The sequence below is a fragment of the Vagococcus fluvialis bH819 genome (assembly GCF_900163795.1).
GTDB lineage: Bacteria > Bacillota > Bacilli > Lactobacillales > Vagococcaceae > Vagococcus > Vagococcus fluvialis_A.
The window spans coordinates 518,937-539,068 of the sequence record NZ_FWFD01000015.1; the positions used below are offsets into that span (position 1 = coordinate 518,937).

Genomic DNA, 20,132 nt, shown 5'->3' on the forward strand with positions numbered 1-20,132 from the left:
GGCACTACATTTTTTAACCTCTTTTTATCTAATTAGTGAATATGACTTTTACTACGCCATACACCTGATTTCCATCGTTTAATCATTAATATGGAACGTAAACCTTCGTCAATAGTATAAGCTAACCAAACACCAACTAGACCTAGATTAAAAGTAATCGCCATTACATAAGAAAAAGGTAAACTAATTACCCAAAGAACAATTAAACTACAAATTAACGGAAATTTAACATCTCCTGTTGCATTAAGGGAACCCACCATTGTCATATTGATAGTTCTAAATGCTTCTAAAAAGATATCTACTAAAAAGACAATTTTTGCTATAGCAATGACTTCAGGATTATACGTAAAAACGTGCATAATCGGCTCGATAAAAAGCCATGTTAAGAGTGAAATAACACCGGTTGCCATCATACCAATTATAATAGTATTCTTGCCACGGTCATAAGCTCGTTCAAATTCTCTAGCACCAATATTACGACCAATCATAATTTGATTCCCTTGGCTTAGTGCTGCGGCAATTAAATAGATGAACTGAGTGATTGCTGTGACATATGATTTTGCAATTAGCATATTTTCACCAAGTGATGCTACAATCATAGTCACAACCACTTGTGAGGCCATATAGGATAGGTTTTCACCAGAAGAAGGTAAGCCAAGAGTTAAAATCAGCTTAAGTTTCTCTGATGAGAAATCTTTGTGTGAAATTTTAAAAATGTTAAAATGTATTTCTTTGTTCAAGATAATAAAAGCAACAAATAGAGCAATCGTATTGCTGATTACAGCTGAAATACCAAGACCAGCAACGCCTAAATTTGGCAAGCCGAATGGACTATAAAGCGCTGCATAATTACCTATTAATGAGAAGAGTAAAGCAACCATTGGAATAAGAAGTGCTGATTTCGTTTTTCCGTGGCTTCTTAAAACAGCAACAATAATAGCGGAAATAGAAGTAACAAAAAGACTAGCTCCAAATATTTGAGTGTACCTCACTCCAATAGCGACAATATTAGATGGCAAATTCATAAAAGATAATAATTGCTCAGGGAACAGAACAAATACCCCACTAAGTAGTAAACCAATAATAAAAGCTCCAACAATACCTGTTGTAATAACCGATTTAATTTGTTCTTGTTTTTTTGCTCCAATTAACTGAGCAATAATAATTTGAACACCTACTGTGATAAAACCATAAATAAAGACAGAGAGTGTTAATAACTGATTTGCTGCACCGACAGCAGCAACAGCTGATTCTGAATGTTGAGAAATCATCCAAACGTTGACATTACCGATAAATACACGTAGAAATAATTCAATAAAAATCGGCCAACTTAAGAAGAATAAATCCTTATTTGATACTTTGCTTTGACTAAAAAAAGTTTTGATTGAATAAAACATTAAAATATTATCCTCCTTTCTGATTTAATTTGCTATGATAGTATTTTAGCGATATTATCAGATATGTCAATTCTTTTGGTGTAAAAACCTAAGCAAATGAATAGACAAGTATCAGTTGAAGCGTTAAAGTAGTGATGAAATAAAACTTATGGGGGTATATTTATGTATGATGTAATAATAATTGGTGCAGGACCTGGTGGGATGACAGCCGCACTTTATGCATCTCGTTCAGATTTATCTGTACTTGTAATTGAAAGAGGAGCTCCTGGAGGTCAACTGATGAATACGTCAGATGTTGAAAATTATCCAGGATTTGATTCAATTACAGGGCCAGATTTGGCGGTTAAAATGTATGAAAATTCTTCTAATTTTGGTGCAACTCATACTTATGGCAATGTAACTCGTCTTGAAAATGAAGGACTAGTAAAAAAAGTATACTGTGATGATGAAGTTTATGAAGCAAAAACAGTTATTATTGCTTCAGGAAGTGAACACCGTAAAATTGGTATTCCTGGTGAAGAAAAATATGCTGGCCGTGGTGTTTCTTATTGTGCTGTTTGTGATGGCGCTTTCTTTAAAGATCGTCATTTGTATGTTATCGGCGGTGGTGATTCCGCAGTTGAGGAAGGGCTTTATTTGACTCAATTTGCAAGTAAAGTAACGATCGTTCATAGACGGGAAGAGTTACGTGCACAAAAAATATTACAAGATCGCGCCTTTAAAAATGAAAAAATAAACTTCATGTGGAATAAAGTGCCTGTAGAAATAACAGGAGATGATAAAAAAATTACGAATTTAACTTTAAAAGATACTAAAACAGATGAGTTAACCACTGTTGATGCAGAAGGGATTTTCATCTATATTGGGTTAGATCCATTAACTGAACCGTTTAAAGAGTTAAATATCACTAACGAAGAAGGTTGGATTGAAACAAATAACCATATGGAAACATGTATCCCAGGCGTTTATGCTATTGGGGACGTTCGTGACACGGTGTTGCGTCAAATTGCAACAGCTGTTGGAGACGGAAGTATTGCCGGTCAAGAAGTCTATAAATATATAACTAGTATAGATTAAATGCATTAATAAAACACAATAATAGAAGGAGGTTGTAAATAAAACAGATAACAGTTTTATTATAACCTCCTATTTTTTTTACTGCTAGACTTCTTTAAGTGGTATAATGAAAGCGAATAAAAAACAGAGGTGAAGAAGAATGGAATGGAAAAAAACATATCAACAATGGAATGATTTTAAAGATATAGATGAATTAGTTAAAGAAAGCCTAGTAGAAATGACAAAAGATGAAACTAAGATGAAAGATGCGTTTTATGCGCCATTAGAATTTGGTACAGCGGGAATGCGAGGTATTATTGGTGCAGGAATTAATCGTATGAATGTTTATACTGTAAGACAAGCGACAGATGGGTTAGGTCAATTTATCGAAAGTTTAGGAGAATCTGAAAAAGAACGTGGCGTAGCGATTGCCTATGATTCAAGACACCAATCGCCTGAATTTGCGATGGCAGCAGCAGAAACTTTAGCTTCTCGTGGCATTGCTTCTTATGTCTTTGAAAGTTTACGTCCAACACCTGAATTATCGTTTGCTGTAAGACATTTTAATTGTATTGCAGGAATTATGATAACAGCAAGTCATAACCCGGCAGCTTACAACGGTTTCAAAGTTTACGGGGAAGATGGCGGTCAAATGCCACCACATGATGCAGATGCTGTCACAGAATTTGTTCGTTCAATCAAAAACCCTTTAGAAATCGAATTTAAATTACAAGAAGAAGCAGGAGATTTGATTACCATTATTGGTGAAGAAGTTGACGCGGCTTATTTAGAAAATATTAAATCAGTGAGTGTTAATCATGAGTTGATTAAACGGACTGGAAAAGACTTAAAATTAATTTTTACACCACTTCACGGGACAGGTAAGATGTTGGGTGAGTGTGCATTAAAACAAGCAGGTTTTGAAAGTTTCCAACTAGTGCCGGAACAAGCAATTGCCGACCCTGATTTTTCAACAGTTACGTCTCCAAATCCTGAAGAACATTCAGCATTTGAATATGCGATTAAGCTAGGTGAAAAGGAGAATGCAGAGCTCTTAGTGGCAACCGATCCTGACGCTGACCGTTTAGGAGCGGCTGTTAAAAAAGCTGATGGTAGTTATGAAGTGTTAACAGGTAATCAACTAGGGAGTTTAATGGTTCATTACTTACTACAGGCACAAAAAGATCAAGGAACTTTATCAGAAAAAGCAGTTGTGTTAAAATCAATTGTATCAAGTGAATTATCAACAGCAATTTGTGAAAAATTTGATGTGAAAATGGTTAATGTCTTGACTGGTTTCAAGTTTATCGCTGAAAAAATTAAAGAATATGAAGAAGATAATTCCCAATCCTTTGTTTTTGGTTTCGAAGAAAGTTATGGTTATTTAGTTCAACCGTTTGTTAGGGATAAAGATGCCATCCAAGCATTATTACTACTTGCAGAAATTGCAGCTTTCTATAAAGAAAAAAATAAAACCTTAGCAGATGCAATGGAAGATATCTATCAGGAATTTGGTTACTTTGAAGAAAAAACAATTTCGGTAACGATGAGTGGTATTGAAGGTGTTGAAAAAATTAAACAACTGATGAAAGACGTTCGTAGCAATATTCCAGTGGATTTTGCAGGCATTAAGGTAAATTATTACGAAGATTACCAATCTCAAGTTAGAATCTATGCCTCCAAAAAAGAAGAATCGATTGATTTGCCACCAGCGGATGTTTTAAAATTCTTTTTAAAAGATGGTAGTTGGATAGCAATTAGACCTTCAGGAACTGAACCTAAAATTAAATTCTATTTAGGTGTTAAAGGAGAAAATCAAACAGAGACGAATCAAAAAATAGTCGCATTCGAACAGGCTGTTAATCAATTTATTGATTGATTATCGTAACTTTATGAAGGTGGAGATGGATTAATGAAGTTTGAAGGCGTAACAGATGAGAACATATTAAGTGTGAGTAAATTTTATAAAAGTATTAGTGATCCAACAAGGTTAAAAATTTTACTAGCTCTTTCTGAAGAAGAATTGAACGTGACTTCTATTACTAATAAATTAGGAATGGAACAATCAGCAATCTCTCATCAATTAAAATTACTAAGAGAAAATTACTTAGTAAAGTCTAGAAAAGAAGGAAAGACGGTTGTTTATTCTTTAGACGATCATCATGTAACAGAAATTTTATCCGAAACTTTCTTACATTTAAGTCATATCGAAGAATAATATTAGAAGAGGAACAGACAATAATTAGTTAGTTTTGTCTTTCCTCTTTTTTTTATGTTTAAAATTCGTTATAATTAATAAAAGATGAGAAAAAAATGAGTGTGTTTTAATAACATAGAGGTGATAAAATGGATAAAAAAGTCAGAGTGGGTATTTTGGGATTAGGGACTGTAGGGTCAGCTATACCATTTTTATTAAAAGAACAACAAAATAAAATAGAAAAGATGACTAAGGTTTCGATTGAAATAGAGAAAGTTTTTGTGAGGAATATCGCAAGCAAAAAAATGATAGCAGATAAATTTAATTTGAATTTAACAAGTGATATTTCAGATATTTTAGAAAATGATGACATTCAAATTGTTATCGAAGTAATGGGCGGAACAGAATTAGCAAAAGAAAGCATCATCACCGCTTTAAAAAATAAGAAACATGTCATTACCGCTAATAAAGATTTAATGGCACAACATGGGACAGAATTAGAAAAAATAGCACAAGAAAATAAGTGTTGTTTGTACTATGAAGCAGCTGTTGCAGGTGGCATACCGATATTAAGAACAATTTCTAACAATTATAAGGTAGATAAAATCACCAGTGTATATGGCATTGTCAACGGTACGACTAACTATATGCTAACTCAAATGACTAAACAAAACTGGACATACAATGAAGCTTTGAACGAAGCACAAAAATTAGGTTTTGCTGAATCAGACCCGAAAAATGATGTAGAAGGAATTGACGCAGCTTATAAAATGGTTATTTTAACTAAATTTTGTTTTGGTATGGGACTTGATATGAAACAAGTGTCCACTCAAGGTATTACAAAAGTTACTTTAAGAGATATTCAATTGGCAAATGCCTTAGGGTATCAGATAAAATTATTAGGCTCTAGCAAGTTAACGAGTAAGGGAATCATAACCGAAGTGTCACCATTATTAGTACCGAATAATCACCCCTTAGCCAGTGTTGAAAATGAGATGAATGCCGTTTTTATCAACAGTGTTGGTATGGAAGAAACAATGTACTATGGACCGGGTGCAGGAGCTAATCCCACAGCAACTAGCATTTTAAGTGATTTACTTTCGGTTATTGAATTAATGGATCAAACGGAAAACATATTACCATTTAGTTCATTTTATGAAGGGCTAACTTTAGCAAATCAAGCTGAAATTATGTCAAAATATTTCTTAACTTTTGAACTTGAAAATACAGAGAAAATGATTGAAGAGATTAAAATGATAATTGATATGACATGTTCTAATGTGGTCCATTTTCAAACTCAAATTACTGAGGGAAAAAAATTAGAAATGATAATCCTAATAGATAAAATAACTAGTCAACAATTAAAAGAGTTGATAGATAATATTAGAAATAAGTACAAAATAAATAACGAAGTAAGTTATAAGCTTATTTAAAGGAGTGAGTTTATGAGAATTATTGTGCCAGCAACAACCGCTAATTTAGGTCCTGGTTTTGATTCATTTGGCTTAGCTTTATCGATGTATTTAGAGTTAGAAATAGTAGGCAAGAGCACTCAGTGGATTATTGAACATAATCTTGAAAATCTAGCAACGGATGAAAATAATCTTATTATAAAAACAGCTCTAGAAGTATGTCCTGAACTGGATCCTCATAAAGTAAAAATGACAACAGATATTCCTTTAGCAAGAGGTTTAGGAAGTAGTTCCTCAGCAATTGTTGCGGGAATTGAACTTGCAAATCAGTTAGGACGCTTAGCATTAACTAAGGAAGAAAAATTGAGAATTGCATCGAAAATTGAAGGTCATCCAGATAATGTGGCTCCAGCTATTTTAGGGAGCTTTGTGGTGGCAAGCCAATTAGAAGACGGAATATATTATACAAGACATGATTTTCCTAAGTGCGGTATGATAGCAGTTATTCCTGATTATCAACTATTAACGAAAGTAAGCCGCAATGTTTTACCGGATAGATTAACCTATGAGTATGCTGTAGAGGCAAGTAGCATCTCAAATGTAGTTCTTAGTTCTCTGATTACTGGGGATTTAAAGCAAGCTGGTCTATTGATGGAACAAGATAAATGGCACGAACCATTCAGAAATGCCTTAGTACCTGAATTAAACCAAGTCAGAGCATTAAAAAAATCTTTAAATATCTATACAGCAGTTTTAAGTGGTGCGGGTCCAACAGTGTTAGTTTTATGCCCACTAGAAGATAAAGAAAAAATAGCTATCATTCTTCAAGAAAAATTGAATGATAGTTTAGTTAAAACGTTAGAGGTTGATGAATTAGGGGTTCGTATGTTGTAAAAATAAAAAAAGGCCTCAAACACAAAAATTGTTTTCAAATTTTGTGTTTGAGGCTTTACTTTATGGATAGAAAAATTTATTTGTTTTGTTGCTTACCAGCATTTCGACCTTTAGCATTTTTATTTTTGCTATTATTTTTGTTAGTTGGCTTTTGTTTAGCTTGTGGTGTCACATCTTTAACTTTAGGTTTCACAACTTTAATTGGATTCTTTTCTAGTTGTTCAGCAAGATCAGCTTTAATTTTTGGCTTATGATAAAGATTAGTAATTAAAGATTGAATACAACTGAAAATACCACCGATTACCCAATATAAAGTAACGCCAGCAGGAGCGCTGATTGAGAACATAATAATCATAATAGGAGACATATAGCTCATCATCTTCATTTGTTTTTTCTGTTCTTCATTCATGCCGATCATACTAATGTAACTTTGAGCAAAGTAACTAATACCAGCTAAAGCAACTAATAACATGCTTGGTTTACCTAGATTAATGCCTAAAAAGATTGTTCCATTAATACCAGGGGTAAATTTTGCGGCAAAGAAAAGAGCTGTAAAAATAGGCATTTGAATTAATAATGGAAGACATCCCATTCCACCCATAAGGTTAATATTATTATCCTTATAAAGTTGTTGTAACTCAGTTTGAGCCTGCATTTTTTCTTCGTTTGAAGTAGCTGCTTTCATTCTTTTGTTGATTTCATCAGTGTATGGCTTAACTGAAGCCATTTTTTCTTGTTGAACCATTGATTTTTTCATTTGACTTAAACCAAGTGGCATAATAATCAAACGAACGACAACTGTTAGTAGGATGATGGCTAAACCAAAACCAAGTCCCCAGTCCTCTGCTAAAAATGTAATCATGTTACTCATAGGTTTTACAAGGAAATTATAAACAAAACCATCCCCTGTAGGATTTCCTGTTTTATCAGTCTTAACACAACCAGAAAGAAAAAGCAGTAACCCGAATAAACTGGATGTTATCATCCATCGTTTTAATCGTCTCATTCAATTCGTTCCTTTTCTTTAATCTACACAAAGAATACTATATCTAAAATTTCACATTTTTTCAATCTAAAAATGAAATATATTTAGTAACAAATGGAAAAACTACGATAATCTTCCAATTCATCTAGATAATTAATAGTGACATGATCCACACGTCCAAATGGTGCAGGTGAATTTTTAACGATGTCAATAAATTCTCGAATAACTGCCTCATTACCTGTTGCTTCAATATAAACATCACCATTAGCTTTATTTCTAACGGAACCCAAGACACCTAAATTATCTGCTTTTATTTTTGTCATGTACCTAAAACCAACACCTTGTACATGTCCAGAAACTAATAAACTAACTTTCATAGGTCATGCTCCTTATTTTTTATTTGTTTATATAAATTATAGCTTTTGTTAATCAAACTGTAAATTCTTTTGAAATTTGTTATAATTAATGGGATTGAGAGGGAAAACAATGAAAATAATAGAATCGATAAAAAATGATTGGGTCAAACACATAAAAAAACTAGAACAAAAAAAACATAGAGATCAACAAAAACGCTATCTTATAGAAGGTGAGCATTTAGTGGAAGAAGCGATTAATTTTAATGCATCTATGGAATGTTTAATCGTTACTGAAGAATCCCAAGAAACATACGACGACTTAGTGAGTCAAGTAGATGCTGAAATTATAGTCCAAGTTACGGAAGATATTATGAAGCATCTATCTAGTTTACCTAGTCCACAACCTATTATGGCAGTTGTAGCTAAAAATACTAACAAGGTTGATTTAAGTTCAGCAGGTAAGGTACTGCTGCTAGATAATGTTCAAGACCCTGGAAATGTAGGAACTATGATTCGAACGGCCGATGCAGCTGGTTTTGATTGTGTCATTTTAGGTGAAGGAACAGCAGATATTTATAACTCTAAAGTTGTTCGATCGATGCAAGGAAGTCAATTTCATATTCAAGTTGAAGAAGTTCCTATATTAGTCAAAATTAATGAATTGAAAGAACAAAATTTTGAATTATATGGAACTGAACTGAATGAAAAAGCTATTTCTTATTGTAGTATAAACAAAGAGTCCAAATTAGGAATCATTTTTGGCAATGAGGGACAAGGTGTTTCTAGAGAAATTTTAGCAGAAACAGATTATAATGTGTATATCCCAATGAAAGGTCAAGCTGAGTCATTAAACGTAGCCATTGCAGCAGGAATTATTATGTTTTCTATTTAATATATTACAATTTTGTTAAGGACGTTTATTAAACTAGTAATTATTATTTCAACGTGATAGAATACAGTTTGTTAATAAAATAATAAAATTAATAAGCATATAAACTAAAGGAAAGTGACCATAACTTATGACATTAAACTGGAAAAATGACACTGAATATTTGGAATTAGTAGCGGATTTGATTGATACACAAGATGTTCAAAGCTTAGTCGATTTTAAACAGCACCATTATTCTAATCGCTTAGATCATTCGATTAATGTATCATATAGAAGTTTTTTATTAGCTAAAAAATGGAATGGTAACGCTAGAGCAACAGCAAGAGCAGGACTTTTACATGATTTATTCTTTTATGACTGGCGAACTGAAGAAAAATCTAATGATGGCTCACATGCCTATGTTCATCCAAGAATTGCCTTAGAGAATGCTAAAAAATTAACTGAAATTTCAAAACTTGAAGAAGATATTATTGTGAAACACATGTTTGGAGCGACTGTCGCCCCACCTAAGTACAAAGAAAGTTATATTGTAACATTAGTTGATAAATATTGTGCATGCGAGGAAGTATTTGTTCCTTTGTATCAAAAAATGAAATATAAAGCATCTAACTATTTTGGTTTAGTTAATGTATAAAAAGTAAGTCGACTTGCTAGAATAAGTCGGCTTTTTCATTTATACTAATAGATATACTTTTAATATAAATAGTATGAATGAGGTGAAAGTATGGAATCATGTGAAGAACGTCAATTTACGCTATGTCCTAAATTTGAAAAAACATTTGAGATTTTAGGAAAAAAATGGAATGGTCTCATTATCGATGTCTTAATAGAGGATGGATGCCAACGATTTGTTGAACTAGCGACTAAAATACCGGATGTAAGCGATCGTGTATTAGTAGAACGTTTAAAAGAGTTAGAAGAAAAAGGAATATTAGACAGAAAAGTTTTTTCTGAAGAGAGTAACCGGATTGAGTATGGTTTGACTGAAAAAGGCTTAGAATTAAAACCTGTAATGGACGAAATCAAAACTTGGGGTGAGAAATGGGTACAAGTTTATTAAAGTAACTTGACCTTTTACATCGTTTCTTGTAATATGAATGCAATATAATAATAACTTTAAGAGAAAAGAGTAATTTAATTATTTTTTCAAAAGGAAAACTTGTCGCTAGACTGAAAGCAAGTTGTTAAAAGGTTAAATGAAGTTCACTTCTCACGTTGTTTATCTCAGTAATAAACCGGTGGATTCATCGTTAACAAATAAAAGTGCACACTTTTTAGTGTGAATTAGGATGGTACCGCGAGACATCGTTCCTTTACATAAGGAATGATGTCTTTTTTTGTTGCTAAAAATAGGAAGGATGGAAAAAAATGTCTTTAAAAGAAACATTGGAACAATTAAAAAAAGAAACATTAACAAAGATTGAATCAACACAGACGCTAGATCACTTAAATGAGATTAGAGTCCAAATTCTAGGTAAAAAGGGCTCAATGACGGAAGTATTAAGAGGGATGAAAGACCTAGACCCTGAGATGCGTCCTGTTATTGGTGGATTTGCTAATGAAGTACGTGACCACTTAACATTAGAGTTGGAACAAAAGAAAGTGGCATTAGAAGAAGCAGCCTTGAATGCTGCTCTTGAAAAAGAAACGATTGATGTAACGTTACCAGGTCATGAATTTAAAGTGGGAACCCCACATATTTTGACGCAAGTAATGGAAGAAATTGAAGATGTTTTCTTAGGTTTAGGCTATGAAGTGATTGAAGGTTATGAAGTTGAGGAAGATCATTATAACTTTGAACGTATGAATATCCCTCAAGATCATCCAGCTCGTGATATGCATGATACATTTTATATTAGTGAAGATGTTCTATTAAGAACTCATACATCACCTGTTCAAGCTAGAACGATGGAAAAACATGACTTTTCAACTGGACCACTTAGAATGATCAGCCCAGGTAAAGTATTCCGTCGTGATAGTGATGATGCCACTCATAGTCACCAGTTCCATCAAATCGAAGGTTTAGTGATTGACGAACATATTACAATGGGTGATTTAAAAGGAACGTTAGAAGTTTTACTTAAAAAACTATTTGGTGAAGACCGTGAAATCCGTCTACGTCCAAGTTATTTTCCGTTTACTGAGCCGTCAGTAGAAGTTGATATTAGTTGTTTCAAATGTGGAGGTAAAGGCTGTAACGTTTGTAAACAAACTGGTTGGATCGAAATTTTAGGGGCGGGTATTATTCATCCTAATGTTTTAGAAATGTCAGGAATTGATGCCACTAAATTTAGTGGGTTTGCTTTTGGTTTAGGACCAGACCGTGTAGCAATGCTGAAATATGGTGTCAATGATATCCGTTATTTCTATCAAAATGACTTACGATTCTTAGAACAATTCAAAGTAAAGGGGTAAAAAAATGTTAGTTTCTTATAAATGGTTAGAAAAATTAGTGGACTTAAAAGATATTACACCAGAACAATTAGCAGATAAAATGTCTCGTTCTGGAATTGAAGTAGAAGATGTAGCAATTCCTCAAGAAGGACTTAAAAAAATCGTCGTAGGAGATGTGAAAGAATGTCGCCCTCATGGTGATAGCGATCACTTATCGGTTTGTCAAATTGACGTAGGTGAAGAAGAGTTATACCAAATCGTTTGTGGCGCACCAAATATTCGTGCAGGTAAAAAAGTTATTGTTGCTTTACCTAATTCTCGTATTACAGGAAACGTTAAGATAAAAAAAGGTAAGATGCGTGGAGAAGTTTCATTAGGAATGGTTTGTTCATTAGATGAATTAGGCTATTCAACAAGTGTGGTTCCTAAAGCCTATGCGGATGGTATTTATTTCTTACCAGATGAGGCAACACCAGGAGATGAAGTTTTCTCATATTTAGCAATGGATGATGCGATTGTTGAATTATCTATCACACCTAATAGAGCAGATGCTCTAAGTATGCGCGGAGTGGCTCATGAAGTGGCAGCTATCTATAATCGTAAAGTAACGTTCCCAGTGAAAGAATTAGTAGAAGCAAGTGACGCTAATATTTCAGATTACGTGTCTGTGGATGTAGAAAATCAAGAAGATACACCAACTTATCGTATGCGTGTGATTAAAGATGTGACAATCAAAGAAAGTCCAATGTGGTTACAGACATTATTAATGAATGAAGGCATTCGTCCAATTAATAATGTAGTAGATGTAACTAACTATGTTTTACTTTTATTTGGGCAACCTCAACATGCTTTTGATTATGATAAATTAGGCAGTAAAGAAATTAACGTTCGTCGTGCTAATGATGGTGAAAAATTAGTGACATTAGATGAAGAAGAAAGAGAATTAACAACTGAAAATTTAGTGATCACAAATGGTAGTGATCCAATTGCTTTAGCAGGTGTTATGGGAGGCTTTGACTCTGAAATCACAAAAAATACGACAACTGTTGCTTTAGAAACAGCTTTATTTAACTCAACATTGACTCGTCGTACTGCTCGTGGATTTGGTTTGTCAAGTGAATCTAGTAAACGATTTGAACGTGGTATCAATGTTTCTACTATTGAAGAAGCAAGTGCTTTTGCAGCTCAAATGATTGCAGAATTAAGTGATGGTGTCGTAGTTTCTGGTGAAGTTATCTCAAACGACTATCATAAAAAAGATGTAGTTGTTTCGATTACCTTAGACAAAATTAACGGATCATTGGGAACTGATTTATCAGTAAGAGATGTTCAATCGATTTTTGAAAGTTTAGGATTTGGCTCAGAAGAAACTGCAGAAACATTTGTTGTTAGTATTCCACCAAGACGTTGGGATATTTCTATCGAGGCAGATTTAGTAGAAGAAGTTGCTCGTATTTTTGGTTATGATAACTTACCATCGACTTTACCAAAAGGCTCATCAGTTGCTGGTAAATTATCAAGAAACCAAAAAGTAATCAGAGATATTAGACGCCAGTTGGAAGGTAATGGCTTAACTGAGGCAATTAGCTACATGTTAACAACACCTGAATTGGCCACTAAATTTGTTCTTGATCCAAAAGATGTGGTTGCTTTGGATCTTCCAATGAGTGAAGAACGATCGACAGCTCGTCAAAGTTTAGTTTCAGGATTGTTAAAAAACGTGGCATATAATCAAGCGCGTAAAAACAATCAAATTGCCTTTTATGAGATTGGTAATATCTTTGAACAGCTAGAAGCGACTGGTTTACCCAAAGAAACTAAACATTTAAGTATGGCATTATCTGGTACTTGGTTTGGGAAAACTTGGGATAGTCCAGCCGAAGCTGTAGACTTCTACACTTTAAAAGGAATTGTTGAAAAATTAATGGAATTATTAGACTTAGAAGGCGACTTACGTTTCAATGCAACTAAAGAATATCAAGAGTTACACCCAGGTCGTTCGGCTGATATTTATATTGGGTTAGAAAAAGTTGGTTTTATGGGGCAAGTTCACCCAATATTTGCTAAAGAGATGGAAATAAATGAAACGTATGTATGTGAATTAGATTTAGATACTCTATGTGAACTAGCCAAAACTGAACCAACTTATCAAGAAGTCGGTAAATACCCTTCAATTAAACGTGATATTGCACTCTTAGCTGATACTGCTATTGAAAGTCAAGATATCATTAATGTTATTGTGAGTAAAGGCGGTAAATACTTAGTTGATATTCAGCTATTTGATGTTTTCCAAAACGAAAAATTAGGAGATCATAAAAAATCTTTAGCTTATTCATTAATCTTTAGAAATGATGAAGCAACTCTTGTTGATGAAGAGGTAACATCAGTTATGGAGAAAGTAAATACGGCACTTTTAGAACAATTAAACATAGAAGTAAGATAAATAAATAAAAAATGGAGACTGACTTAAATTTGTCAGTCTCTATTTTATTTATATGAATGATTTTTAATAGTCAGGGGATAAAAAGTCTGCTCTCACGACAACTGGAGGCAAAACAACTTTTGACCCACCCTCTTTATAATTAATAAATTAATGATACTCTAAATTAACAAAAATCCTTGTTTAGTGACAAGGTATTTAAAAGTCACAATCAGATATTGTTCGGACAATACATTTAAAATATTTATTTAGCTAGGAAATCATATAGGTAGTGTTGTACGAAATTATTAAAAATAAATAATAATTACTATCTTGAATTGATTAATTATATATTTTAAACAATTGTTTACATTAAAATAAACAAGGGATAATTTGAAAAAAATTAATAAAAAGATGACTAACATTAAACAATGTTAAGAAAAAAAAGAAAAGGAGTTTTTCTGCTTTCTTTTTTTATGTTTACTTGTTAATCTAATCAAGGAAGATAGATTAAGGAGGATAAAAAAATGGGACAAATAAAAAATGTTTATCAAAAGAATGAAATGATTAAAAAAAGTATTATTGTTATTTTTGCAGGTGTAGTGATAGCAGTCGCGTTGAACTTATTTTTAATACCAGCTAACGTCTTTTCTGCGGGAGTAAACGGGATAGCACAATTAATATCGGGAATTTTAGCGACATCATTTGGCATAAATTTAGATACAGGTATTTTAATTTTTATTATGAATGTTCCCATAGCAGTTTTGGGATGGATTAAGTTAGGAAAATCAGCCACAATCTTTAGCTTATTAACGGTACTTTCAACAACAATCATGACGTTAATTATTCCAATCATTGAGATTACTGATAATCAATTAATGAATGGGATTGTTGGTGGCGTTCTAACGGGTGTAGCTGTTGGAACAACTATGAAGTACGGTTTTAGTACAGGTGGGATGGACATTGTCTCTTTAGTCTTATCTAAAACGACTGGAAGAACGGTTGGTTCTCTTATGATGATTATTAATGTTTTTATTATTGCTACAGCAGGTTTTGTTTTTGATTGGGAATCAGCACTGTTTACGATTATTTCAATATATGGAACAACTCAGGTAGTAGATATGATCCATACAAGTCATCAAAAAGTGACAGCTTTTATTATGACCTCAAAACCAGAAGAAGCCATTAAATCAATTCAAGAGGAAATTATTCGAGGGATGACACTTTTACCTGGAACAGGAGTTTATACAAGAAAAGAGGTTCCTGTGATTATGATGGTGGTTACCAAATATGAACTTTATGCATTAGAGCAAGCAGTTTATATGGTAGATCAAAATGCTTTTATAAATATTCTTCCAACGCAAACTGTTTACGGTAGTTTTTGGAATGAAGATCAACAAAATGAAAAGAAAAAAATGATGAGAGAAGCGATGAAAGAGCAATAATGCTCTTTCTCGCTTGTTTTTTTTTACATATAAAAGCTTATTATATCAATGGATTTTAGTTATTTACAAATTTTTTAATAAAAAAAGGTTGCAATTTTTTAACTCATTGCATATACTTTGAATATCAAATCATTTGATTATCAAACTATTTTTTCGTTGCTTTTTCTTTTTTTTACCCATATACTTTGATTATCAAACTAATAGTGAAAGAGGCATTTGGAATGGATGATAATATGAATCTCGTCAATGCCCAGCTAGTAAGAGTCTTTAATGACATTTTGACAATTGAAGAATCGGAACTTAAAAAAAGTAGCTTTTCTGATTTATCAATCAAAGAGATGCATACAATTGAGGCGATCGGTATGGGTGAAAGTAAAACAACAGGAGAAGTTGCAAAGGAATTGTCTGTAACAGTCGGTACCTTGACGGTGGCTGTGAATAATTTGGTAAAAAAAGGATATGTTGATCGTGTGAGGAGTGATTCAGACAGACGGATTGTGCGCTTGAAACTCACAAATCGAGGTCGTCTGTTTTATAGATCGCATCAACTATTCCATAAAAAAATGGTTGAAGCTGCCTTGGAAGATATGGCAGGAGAAGAAAAAGAAGCTCTTGTAAGAGGATTACAAAGTCTTCACAATTTTCTAAAGAAATATTATTAGGCGAGTAAGGAGTTGTAACGTTATGCAGTTATATCCTCAAATAACGAGGGTGGCAAAATACTTACCATCTAATAGAATAACGAATGATGATTTATCAAAAATCATGGAAACCAGTAATGAATGGATTGCTTCAAGAACAGGAATCAGAGAGCGTCGTATTTCTATAGAAGAAACAACGAGTGATCTTGCCACAGGAGTAGCCAAACAGCTAGTTAAAGAGTTAGATGTTTTAAGTTTAGATTTTATTATTATTGCGACAATGACTGCAGATTACGGTACACCATCAACTGCTTGTTTGGTTCAAAATAATATTGGAGCAAAAAATGCTTTTTGTTTAGACATTAATGCAGCCTGTTCTGGTTTTATCTTTGCTCTTTCCACCGCTGAAAAATTCTTATCAAGTGGAAAATACCAAAGAGGATTAGTTGTTGGTGCTGAAACGATGTCAACCATGCTTAATTGGGAAGACAGAAGTACAGCGGTACTATTTGGAGATGGAGCAGCAGGCGTGTTGTTAGAAAACAGCTCACCAACGCAGAAGTTCTTTGAAGAAAAACTTCAATCTGATGGTACAAGGGGAATGGCTCTATTTGCTAAGGAAAATATCAATCATAACCCATTTAAGAAACCTACTGAAAAACAATCAGAAGGAATGAAGATGGAAGGTAAACAGATATTTGATTTTGCATTACGAGATGTTTCGAAAAATATGCTTGAAACCTTGAATCAAAATTTAGATTTCAAGGAAGGATTAGATTATTGTTTAGCCCATCAAGCAAACATTCGGATTTTAGAAGCGATTGCAAAGAAAACTAAAATTCCAATGTTAAAAATGTTACATAATGTGCAGTTTTACGGTAATACGTCAGCTGCCTCAGTTCCACTTCTTCTTGTTGATGAAGTAGAAAAGGGAACATTAACTCTGGGAAGTAATCAGAAGCTTATGCTAACTGGCTATGGTGCTGGTTTGACCTGGGGAAGTATTTTACTGAAATTATAAAAAATTATAACCATTATTGGAGGAAAATTATTATGTCAACATTTGCAAAAATTCAAGAAATTATCGTGGATCAATTAGGTAAAGAAGAAGAAGAGGTAAAATTAACAACAAATTTCCGTGAAGAATTAGAAGCGGATAGTTTAGATTTATTCCAAATCATGAATGATATTGAAGATGCATTCGAGGATTCAGATATTAAAATTGAAACTGACGAAGGTTTAAACACTGTTGAAGACCTAGTGAAGTTCGTTGACAAACAAATAGCAGAAAATAACTAAATTAAATAAAATAGGGAAAATAGCTGTGAAGTCACTGACTTTGCGAGCTATTTTTTTAAAGGCAATCGAGAGGGTGAAATGATGGAAAAATCAAGATTATGTGAGATGTTAGATATAGATTATCCGATTTTCCAAGGAGCAATGGCTTGGGTAGCGGAAGAGAAATTAGCGAGTGCGGTGGCAAACGCTGGTGGGTTAGGACTGATTGCATCAGGACATGCTCCGAAAGAAATTATTAAAGAAAAGATTGATATTGCTAAAAAATTAACGAATAAAACATTTGGGGTAAACATCATGATGATGTCACCTTTTGTAGAAGACATTATTGATTTAGTCATTGAGGAAAAAGTAAAAGTTATCACAACAGGTGCAGGTTCACCAGGTAATTACATGAAACGTTTTAAAGAAGCTGGCATTATTGTTATTCCAGTTGTCGCTTCAGTTGCACAAGCTCGTCGCATGGAAAAAGTGGGTGCAGATGCCGTTGTCGTTGAAGGTATGGAGGGCGGTGGTCATATCGGTAAATCAACAACTATGACGTTGGTTCCGCAAGTTGTCGATGCCGTTTCAATTCCAGTGATTGCAGCTGGTGGGATTGGTGATGGCCGTGGTGTAGCAGCAGCTTTGATGTTAGGGGCAGAAGCTGTTCAATTAGGAACGCGTTTCTTAGTATCAACAGAATCAATTGCTCACGATAACTTTAAAGAAAAAGTTGTTAAAGCTAAAGATATAGATACAGTGATTACTGGTATGTTAACAGGCCATCCAGTTCGTGGTTTAAAAAATAAACTAACAAAAGACTTTGAAAAAGCAGAACGTTTTGAAGGCGGACAAGAGAATCCAGATTTTGATCGTTTAGAAGATTTAGGGAAAGGTGCTCTAAAGCGAGCCGTAATCGATGGGGATACTAAAAACAGCTCAATGATGGCTGGCCAAATTGCTGGGATGATTAAAACAGACGCTCAAAGTTGTGATGAGATCATTCAAGAATTAATGACAGAGACCAAAGAAGTATTAAACGAACGCTCTAAAGTTTGGGGCTAAAAGGAGTCAAACATGACAATTGGATTTGTATTTAGTGGTCAAGGGGCTCAATACCTTGGCATGGGAAAGAATTTTTATGAAGAGTCAGAATATTTCAAAAATAGAATAGATCAAGCCAGTGATGTTTTGGGAATCAACATTGCCGAAATTATGTTTGACGATGAAGAGAAATTGAATCTGACTGAATACACGCAACCTATTATTTTAGCGATGAGTGTGGCGATTTCTGAGATGATTAAAAATGAGTTGAAGATTAAGCCGACTGTAGTGGCTGGTCTAAGTTTAGGTGAGTACACAGCCTTAGTTGAAAGTCGGGCTTTAACTTTTGAGGAAGCTATCATCTTGGTAAATAAACGAGGTAAGTTAATGCAAGAAGCTGTCCCTCAAGGTGTGGGTGCTATGACAGCAGTGATGGGATTAGATCGTGAAACGATTCAATCAGCTTGTTTAGAAGCCTCAAAAGTTAAAGGTGTCTATCCTGCTAATTTTAATATGCCAGGACAAATTGTGATTGGCGGCTATAAAGAGGGGGTAGCTAAAGCTGAAGAAATATTAGCTGAAGCTGGTGCTAAACGTGTCATTCCTTTAACAGTAAGTGGACCTTTCCATACGCCTCTGTTAGAAACAGCAGCACAAGAATTAGAAATGATTTTAAAAGAAGTACCCTTTAAAGAGATGGAGATTCCTGTTGTTACTAATGTAACAGGGGCTGTTATTTTTGATAAAGATGCTTTAGTCGAGACGTTAACGAAGCAAGTGATGTCTCCAGTGTATTTTGAAGAGTGTATTAATACTATGATTGAATCAGGTGTGGATACGTTTATCGAAATCGGACCTGGAAAAACATTAAGTAGCTTTATTAAAAAAATCAATAAAAAAATGATCATTCAAAACGTGGAAGATATAAAAACATTAAACCGCTTATCAGAACGATTAGCTAAGGATTAAGGAGATGACAACTTGTTAAACAATCAAACAGTAGTTATTACTGGAAGTTCAAGAGGAATCGGTCGTGGATTAGCGATTGAATTTGCCAAGAATGGCGCCAATATTGTCTTAAATGCAAGAAAAGAAATAGATCAAGAATTAATTTCTGAAATTGAATCTCATGGTGTGAAAACACATGTGGTTCTAGGAGATATTCAACATTTTGAAGAAGCTAAAAAACTGATTACAGAAGCCAAAGAAGTTTTTGGCTCAGTAGACGTGTTAATCAATAATGCGGGGATTACGCGCGACATGTTACTTATGCGAATGAAAGAAGAAGAGTTTGATTCAGTGATTAACGTGAACCTTAAAGGAACATTTAATACGATTCAACATGCTTCAAGCATTATGTTAAAACAAAAATCTGGGACTATTATCAATATGTCTAGCGTGGTTGGTTTGACTGGAAATGCTGGACAGGCTAATTATGCAGCTAGTAAAGCGGGTGTGATTGGTTTAACTAAATCAGTGGCAAGAGAATTATCATCTCGTGGAATTACTTGTAATGCCATTGCCCCTGGTTTTATTGAAACAGATATGACGGATGTTTTAAGTGACAAAGTGAAAGAAGCAACCATTGCTCAAATTCCTTTGAAAAAATTAGGTCAAGTTGAAGATATCGCAAGAGCGGCTGTCTTTTTAGCAACAAACAAATACATCACAGGTCAGGTCATCAACGTAGATGGTGGCATGGTCATGAATGGCTAGGAGGTAACT

General features: G+C 33.8%; 20 protein-coding genes and 1 other annotated feature. Of the genes, 17 read left to right on the plus strand and 3 right to left on the minus strand.

Going from position 1 to position 20,132, the window contains the following annotated elements; translation table 11 throughout:
* Positions 1 to 32: 32 nt before the first annotated feature.
* Positions 33 to 1,397 carry an MATE family efflux transporter gene (locus FM121_RS12005; protein WP_086952399.1) on the minus strand — a complete coding sequence of 455 codons (1,365 nt, stop codon included), beginning with the start codon at positions 1,395 to 1,397 and terminating at the stop codon, positions 33 to 35.
* A 162-nt stretch (positions 1,398 to 1,559) separates the two neighbouring features.
* Between FM121_RS12005 and trxB the strand changes: the two genes are divergently transcribed.
* The 5 genes from trxB (at position 1,560) to thrB (ending at position 6,956) form a co-directional block, all read left to right on the plus strand.
* Positions 1,560 to 2,474: a thioredoxin-disulfide reductase gene (trxB, locus tag FM121_RS12010; protein ID WP_086952400.1), complete on the plus strand. Its 915-nt coding sequence runs from the start codon at positions 1,560 to 1,562 to the stop codon at positions 2,472 to 2,474.
* Between the two features lie 139 nt (positions 2,475 to 2,613).
* Complete coding sequence (locus FM121_RS12015; RefSeq protein ID WP_086952401.1) at positions 2,614 to 4,332, plus strand: phospho-sugar mutase; 1,719 nt, start codon at positions 2,614 to 2,616, stop codon at positions 4,330 to 4,332.
* A gap of 33 nt (positions 4,333 to 4,365) precedes the next feature.
* Positions 4,366 to 4,671: an ArsR/SmtB family transcription factor gene (locus FM121_RS12020; RefSeq protein ID WP_086952402.1), complete on the plus strand. Its 306-nt coding sequence runs from the start codon at positions 4,366 to 4,368 to the stop codon at positions 4,669 to 4,671.
* Positions 4,672 to 4,799: 128 nt separating this feature from the next.
* Positions 4,800 to 6,083, plus strand: a complete 1,284-nt coding sequence (locus FM121_RS12025; RefSeq protein ID WP_086952403.1) for a homoserine dehydrogenase — start codon at positions 4,800 to 4,802, stop codon at positions 6,081 to 6,083.
* A gap of 12 nt (positions 6,084 to 6,095) precedes the next feature.
* Positions 6,096 to 6,956: a homoserine kinase gene (gene thrB / locus FM121_RS12030; protein ID WP_086952404.1), complete on the plus strand. Its 861-nt coding sequence runs from the start codon at positions 6,096 to 6,098 to the stop codon at positions 6,954 to 6,956.
* A 76-nt stretch (positions 6,957 to 7,032) separates the two neighbouring features.
* Here the strand turns inward: thrB and yidC are convergent, their stop codons facing one another.
* Entirely contained in the window at positions 7,033 to 7,962 is a 930-nt protein-coding gene (yidC, locus tag FM121_RS12035) for a membrane protein insertase YidC (RefSeq protein WP_086952405.1), read from the minus strand.
* 83 nt (positions 7,963 to 8,045) lie between these two features.
* Positions 8,046 to 8,318: an acylphosphatase gene (locus tag FM121_RS12040; RefSeq protein ID WP_086952406.1), complete on the minus strand. Its 273-nt coding sequence runs from the start codon at positions 8,316 to 8,318 to the stop codon at positions 8,046 to 8,048.
* 109 nt (positions 8,319 to 8,427) lie between these two features.
* Between FM121_RS12040 and FM121_RS12045 the strand changes: the two genes are divergently transcribed.
* The 12 genes from FM121_RS12045 to fabG all read left to right on the plus strand — a co-directional run bounded on the left by FM121_RS12045 (position 8,428) and on the right by fabG (position 20,123).
* Entirely contained in the window at positions 8,428 to 9,189 is a 762-nt protein-coding gene (locus tag FM121_RS12045; RefSeq protein ID WP_086952407.1) for a TrmH family RNA methyltransferase, read from the plus strand.
* 127 nt (positions 9,190 to 9,316) lie between these two features.
* Complete coding sequence (locus FM121_RS12050; protein ID WP_086952408.1) at positions 9,317 to 9,820, plus strand: HD domain-containing protein; 504 nt, start codon at positions 9,317 to 9,319, stop codon at positions 9,818 to 9,820.
* A gap of 90 nt (positions 9,821 to 9,910) precedes the next feature.
* Positions 9,911 to 10,246: a winged helix-turn-helix transcriptional regulator gene (locus FM121_RS12055; RefSeq protein WP_086952409.1), complete on the plus strand. Its 336-nt coding sequence runs from the start codon at positions 9,911 to 9,913 to the stop codon at positions 10,244 to 10,246.
* A 47-nt stretch (positions 10,247 to 10,293) separates the two neighbouring features.
* Positions 10,294 to 10,502: a binding site (T-box leader), on the plus strand.
* 52 nt (positions 10,503 to 10,554) lie between these two features.
* Positions 10,555 to 11,601, plus strand: coding sequence for a phenylalanine--tRNA ligase subunit alpha (pheS, locus tag FM121_RS12060; protein ID WP_086952410.1), 1,047 nt, complete (start codon positions 10,555 to 10,557; stop codon positions 11,599 to 11,601).
* A gap of 4 nt (positions 11,602 to 11,605) precedes the next feature.
* Positions 11,606 to 14,023, plus strand: coding sequence for a phenylalanine--tRNA ligase subunit beta (gene pheT, locus FM121_RS12065; protein WP_086952411.1), 2,418 nt, complete (start codon positions 11,606 to 11,608; stop codon positions 14,021 to 14,023).
* Positions 14,024 to 14,526: 503 nt separating this feature from the next.
* Positions 14,527 to 15,444 carry a YitT family protein gene (locus FM121_RS12070; protein ID WP_086952412.1) on the plus strand — a complete coding sequence of 306 codons (918 nt, stop codon included), beginning with the start codon at positions 14,527 to 14,529 and terminating at the stop codon, positions 15,442 to 15,444.
* Positions 15,445 to 15,665: 221 nt separating this feature from the next.
* Entirely contained in the window at positions 15,666 to 16,106 is a 441-nt protein-coding gene (locus tag FM121_RS12075) for a MarR family winged helix-turn-helix transcriptional regulator (protein ID WP_086952413.1), read from the plus strand.
* A 22-nt stretch (positions 16,107 to 16,128) separates the two neighbouring features.
* Entirely contained in the window at positions 16,129 to 17,106 is a 978-nt protein-coding gene (locus tag FM121_RS12080; RefSeq protein WP_086952414.1) for a beta-ketoacyl-ACP synthase III, read from the plus strand.
* Between the two features lie 32 nt (positions 17,107 to 17,138).
* Positions 17,139 to 17,384 carry an acyl carrier protein gene (locus FM121_RS12085; protein ID WP_086952415.1) on the plus strand — a complete coding sequence of 82 codons (246 nt, stop codon included), beginning with the start codon at positions 17,139 to 17,141 and terminating at the stop codon, positions 17,382 to 17,384.
* Between the two features lie 81 nt (positions 17,385 to 17,465).
* Positions 17,466 to 18,428 (plus strand): enoyl-[acyl-carrier-protein] reductase FabK, encoded by a 963-nt coding sequence (gene fabK, locus FM121_RS12090; RefSeq protein WP_086952416.1) that lies wholly within the window; start codon positions 17,466 to 17,468, stop codon positions 18,426 to 18,428.
* Between the two features lie 12 nt (positions 18,429 to 18,440).
* The gene (gene fabD / locus FM121_RS12095; protein ID WP_086952417.1) at positions 18,441 to 19,376 is read left to right on the plus strand and encodes an ACP S-malonyltransferase; all 936 of its coding nucleotides are present in this window, start codon (positions 18,441 to 18,443) and stop codon (positions 19,374 to 19,376) included.
* A 12-nt stretch (positions 19,377 to 19,388) separates the two neighbouring features.
* Positions 19,389 to 20,123, plus strand: coding sequence for a 3-oxoacyl-[acyl-carrier-protein] reductase (gene fabG, locus FM121_RS12100; protein ID WP_086952418.1), 735 nt, complete (start codon positions 19,389 to 19,391; stop codon positions 20,121 to 20,123).
* The last annotated feature ends 9 nt before the right edge of the window (positions 20,124 to 20,132 follow it).

Bases quoted from the DNA above. Each gene is read 5' to 3' on its own strand.
- FM121_RS12005 (WP_086952399.1), bottom strand. From the start codon at position 1,397: ATGTTTTATTCAATCAAAACTTTTTTTAGTCAAAGCAAAGTATCAAAT.
- trxB (WP_086952400.1), top strand. From the start codon at position 1,560: ATGTATGATGTAATAATAATTGGTGCAGGACCTGGTGGGATGACAGCC.
- FM121_RS12015 (WP_086952401.1), top strand. From the start codon at position 2,614: ATGGAATGGAAAAAAACATATCAACAATGGAATGATTTTAAAGATATA.
- FM121_RS12020 (WP_086952402.1), top strand. From the start codon at position 4,366: ATGAAGTTTGAAGGCGTAACAGATGAGAACATATTAAGTGTGAGTAAA.
- FM121_RS12025 (WP_086952403.1), top strand. From the start codon at position 4,800: ATGGATAAAAAAGTCAGAGTGGGTATTTTGGGATTAGGGACTGTAGGG.
- thrB (WP_086952404.1), top strand. From the start codon at position 6,096: ATGAGAATTATTGTGCCAGCAACAACCGCTAATTTAGGTCCTGGTTTT.
- yidC (WP_086952405.1), bottom strand. From the start codon at position 7,962: ATGAGACGATTAAAACGATGGATGATAACATCCAGTTTATTCGGGTTA.
- FM121_RS12040 (WP_086952406.1), bottom strand. From the start codon at position 8,318: ATGAAAGTTAGTTTATTAGTTTCTGGACATGTACAAGGTGTTGGTTTT.
- FM121_RS12045 (WP_086952407.1), top strand. From the start codon at position 8,428: ATGAAAATAATAGAATCGATAAAAAATGATTGGGTCAAACACATAAAA.
- FM121_RS12050 (WP_086952408.1), top strand. From the start codon at position 9,317: ATGACATTAAACTGGAAAAATGACACTGAATATTTGGAATTAGTAGCG.
- FM121_RS12055 (WP_086952409.1), top strand. From the start codon at position 9,911: ATGGAATCATGTGAAGAACGTCAATTTACGCTATGTCCTAAATTTGAA.
- pheS (WP_086952410.1), top strand. From the start codon at position 10,555: ATGTCTTTAAAAGAAACATTGGAACAATTAAAAAAAGAAACATTAACA.
- pheT (WP_086952411.1), top strand. From the start codon at position 11,606: ATGTTAGTTTCTTATAAATGGTTAGAAAAATTAGTGGACTTAAAAGAT.
- FM121_RS12070 (WP_086952412.1), top strand. From the start codon at position 14,527: ATGGGACAAATAAAAAATGTTTATCAAAAGAATGAAATGATTAAAAAA.
- FM121_RS12075 (WP_086952413.1), top strand. From the start codon at position 15,666: ATGGATGATAATATGAATCTCGTCAATGCCCAGCTAGTAAGAGTCTTT.
- FM121_RS12080 (WP_086952414.1), top strand. From the start codon at position 16,129: ATGCAGTTATATCCTCAAATAACGAGGGTGGCAAAATACTTACCATCT.
- FM121_RS12085 (WP_086952415.1), top strand. From the start codon at position 17,139: ATGTCAACATTTGCAAAAATTCAAGAAATTATCGTGGATCAATTAGGT.
- fabK (WP_086952416.1), top strand. From the start codon at position 17,466: ATGGAAAAATCAAGATTATGTGAGATGTTAGATATAGATTATCCGATT.
- fabD (WP_086952417.1), top strand. From the start codon at position 18,441: ATGACAATTGGATTTGTATTTAGTGGTCAAGGGGCTCAATACCTTGGC.